The following is a 10,578-nucleotide window of genomic DNA, read 5'->3' on the forward strand; positions in this document are numbered from 1 at the left end:
TCTCGCCCCGTCGCAGACCGAGGTCGGCCATCGTCTGGAGAACAAGGTCCGCCTCGGCGATTCGGCGCACGAACGGGAGCATGAGAATGACGTTCGTCAGGCCCATCTCTTCGCGCACACGCCGCATCGCGCGGCACTCCAGCGCGAAGCCCTCGGCGTAGGCGGGATGCGCATAGCGTGAGGCACCTCGAAAACCGAGCATCGGGTTGCTTTCGGACGGCTCGAAGGCTGCTCCACCGATCAGGCTGGCGTACTCGTTGGTCTTGAAGTCCGACATCCGTACCACGACGGGCTTGGGCCAGAAGGCGGCGGCGATGGTGCCGATTCCTTCGGAAAGGCGTTCCACGAAGAAGGCGCTCCCGTCCGGATAGCCCTGCGTGAGCCGATCGATCGTCTTGCGCGCCTCGGAGTCGTCGACCTTCTCGGGGTGTAGCAGGGCCAGCGGGTGGACCCGGATGTACTCGCTGATGATGAACTCCATCCGAGCGAGTCCCACGCCGTCGTTCGGCAGGAACGACGTTTTGAAGGCGAGATCGGGATTCCCGAGGTTGATCATGATCTGGGTTCGCGGCCGCGCCAGATCCGCCACCTCGGTGCGGTCCACATGGAAACCCACTTCGCCCCGGTACACGCGGCCCGACTCGCCCTCGGCACACGACACCGTCACCACTTCGCCATCGGGCACGCAAGTGGTTCCGTCGCCGGTGCCAACCACAGCGGGGATGCCGAGTTCGCGAGCGATGATCGACGCGTGGCAGGTGCGACCGCCGCGGTTGGTGATGATCGCCGCGGCGGTCTTCATGATCGGCTCCCAGTCGGGTGTGGTGGTGTCGGCGACCAGTACCTCGCCGGGCTTGAACTCGGACAGGTGCTTGGGGTTCTCGATCCGTCTCGCCACGCCCGAGGCAATCCCCTCGCCGACCGAGCGACCCTCGGCGAGTATCTCGCCTCGGCCCTCGAGCAGATAGGTTTCCAGCGCCGTTGCGCTGTGCTGGGAGGCCACCGTCTCTGGGCGGGCCTGGACGATGTAGAGCTTTCCGTCCAGACCGTCCTTGGCCCACTCCATGTCCATCGGCCGCCCGTAGTGCGCCTCGATGGTGCACGCGTAGCCGGCCAGCTCGAGGACGTCCTCATCGGTGAGGCAGAACCGAGCACGGTCGGACTTTGGTGTGGGGATGTTTCGCGTCGTATTCTTCGTCTCACCCTCGACGAGGATCATCTTCACCGCCTTGTCGCCGATGAGGCGGCGCAACACGGTGCGATGGCCGGCTAGATAGGTCGGCTTGTGGACGTAGAACTCGTCGGGGTCGACGGCGCCCTGAACCACATTCTCGCCAAGGCCGTAGGCGCCCGTCACGAGGACGGCGTCGCGAAACCCCGACTCGGTGTCGATGGAGAACATCACACCGGACGAAGAGATATCGGAGCGCACCATCTTCATCACGCCGATCGACAGGGAGACCTTGAAGTGGTCGAAGCCCTGGTCGACCCGGTAATGAATGGCGCGATCAGTGAACAGGCTGGCGAAACAACGGCGGCACGTGTCGAGCAGACTCTGTTCGCCTTTGATGTTGAGATACGAATCCTGTTGGCCGGCAAAGCTCGCCGTCGGCAGGTCCTCGGCGGTCGCCGAGCTCCGCACAGCGAGACTGACCTCCTCGCCGTACTCCTGTTGGAGCTTGCGGTAGGCATCCAGAATCTCGGCGGCCAGATCGTCGGGGAGCCCGGCGCCGTAGACGATCTCACGGGCGCGCTTGCCTTTACGCATCAGCGCGGCGACGTCGGCGGGGTCCAGCTCGTCGAACTCGGCATGCAGACGGCCCCAGGCGCCGGCCTTGTCCAACATGTAGCGATAGGCCTGGGCGGTGATGGCGAATCCGTGCGGGACGCGGACGCCCTGCCCGGACAGCTTCTGGAACATCTCGCCCAGCGACGCGTTCTTTCCACCGACGAGCGGCACATCGTCGATGCCGAACTCCTCAAAAAAGCGGACGTACCTGGATTTACTCATAACCTGTCCTCTCATAGCGCATCAAGCTGTCGGCAGATCGAGCCCGACGCACACGTCATGCAGCATCGAACTCGCCCGGTATCGTTGCCCGACACCGCCGTCCTCGTCGTGCAGGTTGCGCAGGAGACGATCGGTGCGCTCGTTTTGTGGCGGTTCGTCGCTGAGCGGCCGAAGCGACTCCTTGTCGCCAGCTCATCCGGGCCTCAATTCGGTGTCGGGTAGCGGCCGTAGCCACCCTCGGGTGCACGCCGACTGAGGGACGCATAAATTCACGCCTCGTCGGTCGAGCACTCCGGTGGCCGCGTGCACTGCCACGCACAGCGCTACAAATGTCAACCTCCCACAGCGGCACGCACGGTGCCAGGGCCGAAGGTCACTTGAATGGGTAACAGCCCAACGGGAGGTGGCTTCAGCAGCCCGGGTGCATGCTCACCAGCGCAACCCGAAACCAGCGCGGTGGCGGCTTCGACTGACGGGAAATCGGGCGGAAATCCGAGGCGGGCGGCAATCAAATCGAACGCGTCATAACAGACACGTCCACACTCCAGGAAGCGCCTTGGGTTCGATTCGTCGTTCTGGTGGCCCTGAGTTATGAAGGGATGCCGGGCGTCTTCGGGACCGCGCGTACAACTGCGCCTAGTGGTTACTTGCGGTAGACAGTCGTCCCGTCAGGCCCGAGCACGCTGCTGATCATCTTTGCGAAGCAGTGGTCGGCGTCCAATCCCTGCGCATCGCACCACTTGCTGGGGGGTGGTCATCGGCAGTGCCACGATAGTCACCCACCAGTTCGGCGAGCTGAATGTCGTCCAGTCACTCGACCACACCAGCCGAGCCTGAGGAAATCGTTGCCGCAGCGCGAGGGTCGCGCAGGATGTCCGCGTTGGTCCATGTGATGCCCTCCGCCACCAGACCTGGACGCTTCGAGCTCACCTGCGGTAGCCACCACTGCTGAAGATCACGCACGACGGCTCGGTCAGCGTCGACAAGCTCACCCAGTCCGACGAGAGCAGCCGATTCGGGGCTTCCGAATTGGGGTGATGCCGGCTCCTTGGCTGTCAAGCTGGCTGCGCCTGGTGCTTCCGTCCCCGCGTCCTGCGTCGCCCGCCCGTTGTAGCGAGCGTTCATCGTGGGCCGTTGTGAGAGCAGATCTGGTGTCAACCAATACATTCCGGCGGGAAAGACTAAGGTTCGGGTGGCTGCCCGGCCCGGTGGGGTGGCCACAGGGTGTGCGGACATGTCGAAGGTGCCAGCGGCGACATCGTGCGCGCCGTCGACCACGTTGACTTGCATCGCGGTGTTCGAGACGACATCCGCAGCACCGCACGACGATGCAATCGTGGTGGTGATCGCGAACCCCGCCGGGACGATGTGGACGGATTCAGCGTTCAGGAGCGGCGGCGAGGTGCACGGTGTCTGTATGAGGGGCGGCGCCCCGATTTGCGGCTGTCCGGTGGGTGGCGTCGTCGGCACGCACGGTTGTCGTGGGAGAGGAAATAGGTGATGGCGCGGCGGTGGATCTCATGCTCAACGGGCCTGATCGCGCCGTTTCCAGCGCAAATGGGCCAGAACCTAAGGCCGCAAACATCTTCAACGGTCAGCCCGCCTGTGCCAGGCTGGGGTCATGGCGGGAGTGGCCGACATCATCGAGTGGGCCCGGCAACAGGTGATTGCTTGGGTTCCCGCGGCGGATCTGGACCAGCGCGACCCGGACTATATTCGCGACCAACTGCCGGGCACCTGGCTGCTTGCCGTGTTGTACTTCCGCGCCGATGTGCGCGGCCTCGACCGGATTCCGGCGGACGGGCAGGTTCTGCTGGTCGGCAACCACAGCGGCGGCAACGTGCCGGCTGATACGTTCGTGTTCACGCTGGCGTTCTGCTCCTACTTCGGTGTCGAGCGCCCGTTCTACCAGCTCGCGCACAATCTGGTGGTTGCCTACCCGGCGCTGCGCTGGCTTCGCAAGTTTGGCGCCGTGGCGGCTAACCCCGACAACGCCCGGCTGGCGCTGGAGGCGGGCGCAGCGGTGCTGGTGTACCCGGGTGGCGACTATGAGGTGTGCCGCCCGTCGTGGCAGCGCCACGTCATCGACTTCGGCGGCCGCAAGGGCTTCGTGCGACTGGCCCGCGAGGCCGGCGTGCCGATCGTCCCGGTGGCCAGTGTCGGCGGTCAGGAGACGGCGTTGTTCCTCGGCCGCGGGCAGTGGCTGGCCAGACTGCTGATGGTCGACCGAGTGTTGCGGCTCAAGAGCGTGCCGATCTCGTTGGCGCTGCCATGGGGGCTGAACGTTGGCGACTTGCTGGGCCATATCCCGCTGCCTGCCAAGATCGTGATCGAGGTGCAGGATCCGATCGAGGTCGACGGCGACGATCAGGCGGTGTACGACAAGGTTGTGGCCAGCTTGCAGGCCGGAGTAGATCGGTTGGCCGGCGAGCGTCGATTCCCGGTGATCGGCTGATGCGCGTCGAACGTCGGCTCGTCGTCAACGCGGATCGCGACGCGGTGTGGAAGGTGCTCAGCGACCCGGCTTGCTACCCGTCCTTCCTGGCGTACTTGGAGCGGTGGGAGACCATTACCGAAGGTCCACCCGGGGTCGGATCCCGCTACACCGTGTTGTGGAAGATCGGCCCGGTACCGGTGGGCGGCATCGCCGAGGTGGTGGAATTCGACAAGGCGCGCGATCTGGCCTGGATCAACATCACCGGTGTGACCCAGCGGGGCCGTGTCCGGCTGCGTGACGCGGGACCCGGTCGAACCCTGGTGGCGTTGCGGCTTTCCTACCACTCCGATGGCGGGGTGTTGGGCCTGATCGCTGACCGCGTCGCGGCCCGACAGGTGGGCCGGTCCCTGGCCGAGAGCCTGAAGAACCTCAGGAGCCTGGTCGAGTTCTGACTGATAGTGCCGGCGCCAGCAGCACTGGCGTGCACACGACTTAGGCCTGGATCTCGAGTACGTCGGGCAATGGTCGCCGCGGTGTCGGGGTGGGGCGGCTCTCCGGATCCGGTGCGGCGCCGACCCTGATCAGGACCTGCGGGAACCCGTGACTTCGGGCCAATTCCCCAACGATGGCGCGGCTGTGCGCGATCTCGATCATGTGGGTCAGCGTGCATGTCGCCAGGCCCGCCATCGTGGCCTCAAGCAGCACGGTCGACAACACCTCACCGCACCCAACCGCGTTGCTGCGGGTGTCGTCATGTGTGGACAGGACCAGAATCTTCGAGTGATCCCGGTCTATCTCGGGCCGCCGTGCCCCGTGTCTGCCCGGCGGGAAGTGGCGGCCCACGTCTACTCGATGAGCTTCGGTTTCGGACACCAACGCGGCCGTTGGGACGCCCTCGGGGGCGTCGGCACGCGATGTCCACCACGCCAGCTCGGCGTGATAGGACGCGTCATAGCGACGTAGCGTCTCGGTCAGGCGCGAGGCGTCGGCCAAACGGTGCCGGACGTTATCGGCAATGACGTCGAGCATCGCGACCTGGGAGTCGACCGCGGCACGGAGCACCGGTTCGAACGCACCCCAGTTCGCCGGTGCCGCGAACGGTAGCCGGTCGGTTCGGCGTTGAAGGATGGCCCCGGCGCGGTCGCGCTGGGCGTCGGTCACGAACCCCAGCGCGCTGAAGTCGATCGATGCCAGATGGGCGGGGTTGTTCGGGTTCGGGAACCTGTTGATGTGTGCCTGCCACCCCGCGGCGGCCATCGCGACTGCGAGGTGATCGCACACCACACCACAACTGATGAATACTTCCCGACCAGAACGGTCGGCGGCCGACCGGATATGGTCGGGATCGGCGAAGAGGTCGAGGGCGGCGCCGTCGGCCACCCACCGCCACGGCTGGCTGTTGTGTAGTGATGGGGCGCGACATGCCAGCGACACCGCCGACTTGATCACCCCGATGTCCACCGTCGCCTTAGCCATGTCTACCTACCTGACTCCCGGCCCGATCTATGTTACTGTCCAACCTTTCGTCTGACTCGACACTAGACAGGCCGCCATGCGGCACCAGAGCCATTGGTCCCGACCCGCGCCGCCATTAGCCGTAACGGTGGCTGTGACAGCCGGCCCGTACCCGACGCGGGCCTCAACGCGATCGACCGGGGTGAGCGCGTCGGATCCTTCCAGCGGTGGGATGTTGTGCTCCGAGAGGTTTCGCACAGCGTGTACGTGAAACGGCTCGCGATCGGCGGACGGCGGGAATACTTGCTTTGCGCGCTTGGCCGAGACGTGGCGTCAACCAACGTGGTGGGCGACGATTGGCGCCCGGCAGCGCGCCAACCTACGGCGTTGGCGATCAAAGAGGGAGGCTCAAGTGATGCGGACCGCCTACCACGAACAGTTGGCCGCGCCGAGCACGCACATCGTCGAAATATGTGGCCTGCCAGCCAAGGCGATCGACGGTGCGACTCAAGCCCTGCTGGGCGCAGACCTTGCCCTGGCCGAGCAGGTGATCAGCAATCACGCGCCGATCGCGGCCATGAGTGCCCGCGCCCGGGAGAGCGCCGTGGCGTTGCTGGCGCTGCAGCAACCGGTTGCCGTGACCTGCGGGCGATCGTGAGCTCGCTCCAGATTGTCGCCGACGTGGATCGCATGGATGCGCTGGATCGCATGGGTGCGCTGGCTGTGCATGTGGGCTGGAGCATGGTCGTATCTGTGCGAAAGCTCCGACAGGAGAGGGAGCGACACATGGATCGAATACAACCTCGATACCGCGCATTCCATCCCGCACGTGCGACCAGAGTCTCCGCTTGAGCAGGATGACTTTGTAAAACTCGCGAACGCGGTCGATCCGCACATCGAGGCAACCTGCGGTCTTGCCGGCCTCATTATCGAAGGCCCCGGCGTTCCCGGGATGGGAGAGTCTTGGGTAATGTCAACCACTTTCGCTTTGTTCGAGATCATCACAAGCGCATAAAGAGAATCGGACTCGTAACGGACTCCACCCTGGGAAATGTCGCAGAGCGTTTAGCGTCACACTTTATGTCAGCGGAGATCAGGCATTTCGCCGCTGGACAGATCGAGGCAACAAGACAATGGATCATGAACGGCTCGTGATGCGTTGACGCGGCGCTCTCCGCCCGGCCTCTCGCCGCAGCGCATCGAGGGAGCGAGCGCTGGATTGCGGTGGGCCGTCGGATCTCCCAGCGCCGCGAGCCGTGTACGGTGCGCATCGCGAATCGCACCTGTCTTCGTTGTCGACAACCATGTGGCAAGTTCAGCCGCGAGCCGCTCGGTTTCGGGGTCCTTGATGTTCAGGGCCATTGGAACAATGATATGAAACCATCACACCTTTGCTCGAACGGGATGCGCACACCGTGGTCAAGTTAGAGAAACGAATCGAGGACTCTCCCGTGCCTTCTATACGGGAAATGTCTACATCGGGCGGGGATGACTCACCCGATGTGATACCTGATGCCGTCGGCGCCGTCGCGCCGAGCCGTCGGCTGCGGTTACGCGAATGGCGCACCGTCGTGGAATATCTGGGTGCACGACTGTCCGGTGACCTCATCGAGCGCTGGCCCCACGGCGATGGACACCCGGTTCTGGTGATTCCTGGGTTTTTGGCGGGCGCAGAATCCACTCGATTCCTCCGCCATGTCCTGCGTCAGCTCGGGTATCGGGCCTACGACTGGGGGCAGGGGTACAACCTTGGGTACCGGCCCAGCATGAAAGACGAACTGCCGGCGCGTCTTCACCAGCTGCGAACCCGCAGCGGCGGGCAGCGGGTGAGCATCATCGGCTGGAGTGCGGGCGGCATCTATGCGCGCGAGTTGGCGCGGAAGTTTCCCGATGACGTCCGGTCGGTCATCACTCTTGGCTCCCCGTTCCGCGGTAATCACCAAGCCAGTCACGCTTGGCGCATGTGGAACCTGATCAACCGGGGCTCCGACGCCACGAAAGTTATTTCCGAGGCCGCCCGTATCGGTCGGGAGAACCCACTGAGCCTCCCCACCACGTGCATCTACAGCAAAACCGACGGCATCGTGGCCTGGCAGTGCTGCACCAGCCTTCCGGCGCCGCGCACGGAGAACGTTGACGTGCACAGCAGCCACCTCGGATACGGCCACAATCTTGAAACCCTCTACGTCATCGCGGATCGGCTCGCCCAGCCTGAAGGTCGCTGGCGGCGATACGAAGCTCCCAATCGTCCTCACGCTACACACGATTGAGCACGACAGCCGCCGTCCCCGCCCCGCACCACAGCCGTCCGGCGTGGGCCCGCGGCGTGTCGCTAGTCGCCACGGCCTTGATGGAAGTCGTTGCACCGGAATCTCAGAGCCGTGGCCAATTGGCAAGACAGTGGGCTCCATGAAGGTCGTCGACGACTGTTCCTTCACCGTCCGCCGAGCCAAGGAGGACGCCTGGAACGTCCGCCCCTTGCCACGCTCGGTAACGATCCGGCGGGTGACCTCCAGCGGTAGGCCAGCACTGCCCCCCAGCGTCGCGGCCGCCGCCTTGGCCAGCAGCGCCTCGTTATCGTGCTCAGAACTGTAAACGACCAGCCGGCATTGTGGAATGCGATTCTGCCGTCCGAGTTGTTGGTGCTGCCGGTGGAGTTGGGTCACCCCGAATCGGGTCCCGCTACGAAGTGCACTGGAAGATCGGGTCCGCGCCGGTGGGCGGCATCATCGAGGTCGTCGAATTCGACGAAGCGGGCGATCTTGCCTGGGTCAGCATCACTGGGGTGAACCTGCGCGGACGCTTCCGGCTGCGCGACGCCGGGCCGGACGGCACCAGGGTGACCTTCCGGCTCTCCTACCAGGCGCCCGGCGGGTTGCTCGGGCTGATCGCCGACCGCATCGCGGGGCGCCAGGTCGGTCGTGTGCTGCAGCAGAGCCTCTGCGAACGTGCGCGCCATGGTGGAGCCGTAAAATGCGGGTTTCGCTGTTTTGCGCCCCCCGAAAGGGGATCCTGACCAGATGGCGAGGCTCGCAGTCGCCGTCACCGGGCCGACCGGTGAGATCGGGATCTCGACATTGGAAGCGCTCGAGCGTGATGCTGCGGTGGACCGCATCGTCGGGATGGCGCGGCGCCCGTTCGACCCTGCGGCCCACGGCTGGACGAAAACCACCTACCAGCAGGGCGACATCCTGGACCGCAAAGCTGTCGACGCGCTGGTGGCCGAGGTCGACGTCGTCATCCATCTCGCGTTCGTCATCATGGGCTCACGCGAGGAAAGCGCGCGCGTCAACCTGGCGGGAACGCGCAACGTCTTCGAGGCGACCGTCGCCGCGCAGCGGCCCCGGCGGCTGGTGTACACGTCGTCCGTGGCCGCCTACGGTTACCACTCCGACAACCCGGTTCCGATCACAGAAGACGTGGCCCCCACGCGGCTCGCCTGAGCACTACTACTCCGAACAGAAAGCCGCCTGTGAAGCCGCCCTCGCAGAAATAACCCGCAGGTCGTCGCTGGAGGTGTTCGTGCTGAGACCGTGCATCGTCGCTGGGCCGAAAGCGCCCGCGCTGGCCGACGCGATGCCGTGGCGGCAGCTGCCGGGGGTGGTGCAGTCGGCCACCCGCGCGGTTCCCCTGCTCAAGATGCCCATCCCCGACCCGGGATTTCCGCTGCAGCTGGTGCACCATGACGACGTCGCCGCCGCGATCGCATTAGCCGCGACTACCGATGCTCCGCCGGGCGCGTACAACATCGCCGGTGACGGCGAGGTCAGCATCTCGGAAGTCGTCACGGCGCTGGGCGGGCACCCAGTGCGGGTTCCGGCCGTCGCGGCGACCGCCGCGTTGACGGTCATCGCGCACATGCCGTTCGTTCCGTCGGGCCTGGAGTGGCTGCACGTCGCGCGGGCGTCGGTTGTGATGGACACCAGCAAGGCGAAGTCGCAGTTGGGCTGGAAGCCGACGTACACGTCGGCGGAAACGCTGCAGGCCCTCGCGGAGGCTGTATAACCCGTGCAGCGCCATACGATCCGCAGGACCGATCAACGGGGCGAATTCCGTAGGACATTGCACTCACTACTTCCTGAAGGCCGAGCCTCCACTCGGGAGGCGCTCGTGCGCGCACCTGTTGGTACGAGCCGCTTCGTCATCCCGCCGCCATTTCCCTATTCAGGCAGGAGACGGGAAGCGAAACAGGTCAATCGCCCGGGCTCATGTTGGGTCGAGGTCTCCCCGCCGCATACCGGGCGGCTATCCGCAGGGGCGGCACATTCGTCGCAGACGCCGCGCTGGGAACCAGGTGGTCAGGATTGGTTGAGTGCGTCAGGCACTTCCGGTAGTCGTAGCGGCGACACCGCTGCCACGCCCACGTCCATCCTTTAGCCGTGGCAGGCCAGAAGCCCAGCTCCTTGGCCAGCTCGGCCCGTGTTAACTCAGTCATTGCTGGCCTTCCCCTTGGATCGCGTGCCGCCGTCGGCGTCCTCTGGTTCACTGTGGTCGGCAGAGGACAGGGGCTTCAGCCCGGCGGGCCTGAGGAATCGTCAAGACCCGTGGATCGGCGTGCCACGCGACGTGCTGACCACGTCCTGATTCGGCGGGCCGCTTAACGAGCTAGCCTTTCTCGAAGCGGGCGCCTGCACGCACGAGGGCGACGAGGTGTCGCGCGGTCAGGGTATGCCAG

The 10,578-nt window shown here is 65.2% G+C and carries 11 protein-coding genes and 2 pseudogenes; 8 read left to right on the plus strand and 5 right to left on the minus strand.

The genetic code is table 11. The features are described 5' to 3' along the window. Both ppsA and ACLQI9_RS31360 read right to left on the minus strand, forming a co-directional pair. The coding region (gene ppsA / locus ACLQI9_RS31355) for a phosphoenolpyruvate synthase (protein ID WP_442392751.1) at positions 1 to 2,011 on the minus strand (2,011 nt) is incomplete at its 3' end. Between the two features lie 810 nt (positions 2,012 to 2,821). After that, the gene (locus tag ACLQI9_RS31360; protein WP_442392753.1) at positions 2,822 to 3,481 is read right to left on the minus strand and encodes a hypothetical protein; all 660 of its coding nucleotides are present in this window, start codon (positions 3,479 to 3,481) and stop codon (positions 2,822 to 2,824) included. Between the two features lie 151 nt (positions 3,482 to 3,632). Between ACLQI9_RS31360 and ACLQI9_RS31365 the strand changes: the two genes are divergently transcribed. Continuing rightward, positions 3,633 to 4,466, plus strand: a complete 834-nt coding sequence (locus ACLQI9_RS31365; protein ID WP_442379472.1) for a lysophospholipid acyltransferase family protein — start codon at positions 3,633 to 3,635, stop codon at positions 4,464 to 4,466. Continuing rightward, positions 4,466 to 4,900, plus strand: coding sequence for an SRPBCC family protein (locus tag ACLQI9_RS31370; protein ID WP_442379474.1), 435 nt, complete (start codon positions 4,466 to 4,468; stop codon positions 4,898 to 4,900). The genes ACLQI9_RS31365 and ACLQI9_RS31370 overlap by 1 nt, the downstream gene beginning before the upstream one ends. Positions 4,901 to 4,940: 40 nt before the next feature. Here ACLQI9_RS31370 and ACLQI9_RS31375 read toward each other — a convergent pair whose 3' ends face one another. Beyond that, positions 4,941 to 5,924: an Acg family FMN-binding oxidoreductase gene (locus ACLQI9_RS31375; RefSeq protein ID WP_442379476.1), complete on the minus strand. Its 984-nt coding sequence runs from the start codon at positions 5,922 to 5,924 to the stop codon at positions 4,941 to 4,943. A 394-nt stretch (positions 5,925 to 6,318) separates the two neighbouring features. Here ACLQI9_RS31375 and ACLQI9_RS31380 point away from each other — a divergent pair. From ACLQI9_RS31380 to ACLQI9_RS31390, 3 genes and pseudogenes are all read left to right on the plus strand, one after another. Beyond that, positions 6,319 to 6,635 (plus strand): annotated as a pseudogene (locus tag ACLQI9_RS31380) (PhoU domain-containing protein); the annotation flags it as partial. Next, positions 6,598 to 6,918, plus strand: coding sequence for a hypothetical protein (locus ACLQI9_RS31385; protein ID WP_442379487.1), 321 nt, complete (start codon positions 6,598 to 6,600; stop codon positions 6,916 to 6,918). The pseudogene ACLQI9_RS31380 and the gene ACLQI9_RS31385, both read left to right, overlap by 38 nt. Continuing rightward, positions 6,867 to 7,058: an STAS/SEC14 domain-containing protein gene (locus ACLQI9_RS31390; RefSeq protein ID WP_442379478.1), complete on the plus strand. Its 192-nt coding sequence runs from the start codon at positions 6,867 to 6,869 to the stop codon at positions 7,056 to 7,058. Before ACLQI9_RS31385 ends, ACLQI9_RS31390 begins: the two co-directional genes overlap by 52 nt. On the opposite strand, the gene ACLQI9_RS31395 is transcribed toward ACLQI9_RS31390, so the two are convergent. Further along, positions 6,987 to 7,265: a type II toxin-antitoxin system VapB family antitoxin gene (locus tag ACLQI9_RS31395; protein WP_442379480.1), complete on the minus strand. Its 279-nt coding sequence runs from the start codon at positions 7,263 to 7,265 to the stop codon at positions 6,987 to 6,989. The genes ACLQI9_RS31390 and ACLQI9_RS31395 overlap by 72 nt on opposite strands. 107 nt (positions 7,266 to 7,372) lie before the next feature. Between ACLQI9_RS31395 and ACLQI9_RS31400 the strand changes: the two genes are divergently transcribed. From ACLQI9_RS31400 to ACLQI9_RS31410, 3 genes and pseudogenes are all read left to right on the plus strand, one after another. Further along, positions 7,373 to 8,173 carry a lipase family alpha/beta hydrolase gene (locus ACLQI9_RS31400; RefSeq protein ID WP_442392754.1) on the plus strand — a complete coding sequence of 267 codons (801 nt, stop codon included), beginning with the start codon at positions 7,373 to 7,375 and terminating at the stop codon, positions 8,171 to 8,173. Positions 8,174 to 8,592: 419 nt separating this feature from the next. Beyond that, the gene (locus tag ACLQI9_RS31405) at positions 8,593 to 8,919 is read left to right on the plus strand and encodes a hypothetical protein (protein ID WP_442392756.1); all 327 of its coding nucleotides are present in this window, start codon (positions 8,593 to 8,595) and stop codon (positions 8,917 to 8,919) included. A 4-nt stretch (positions 8,920 to 8,923) separates the two neighbouring features. Further along, a pseudogene (locus ACLQI9_RS31410) lies at positions 8,924 to 9,908 on the plus strand (NAD-dependent epimerase/dehydratase family protein). A gap of 187 nt (positions 9,909 to 10,095) precedes the next feature. Here the strand turns inward: ACLQI9_RS31410 and ACLQI9_RS31415 are convergent. After that, positions 10,096 to 10,338: a hypothetical protein gene (locus ACLQI9_RS31415; RefSeq protein WP_442380762.1), complete on the minus strand. Its 243-nt coding sequence runs from the start codon at positions 10,336 to 10,338 to the stop codon at positions 10,096 to 10,098. Between the last annotated feature and the right edge of the window lie 240 nt (positions 10,339 to 10,578).

The sequence above is a fragment of the Mycobacterium sp. genome (assembly GCF_052143115.1).
Classification (GTDB): Bacteria; Actinomycetota; Actinomycetes; order Mycobacteriales; family Mycobacteriaceae; genus Mycobacterium.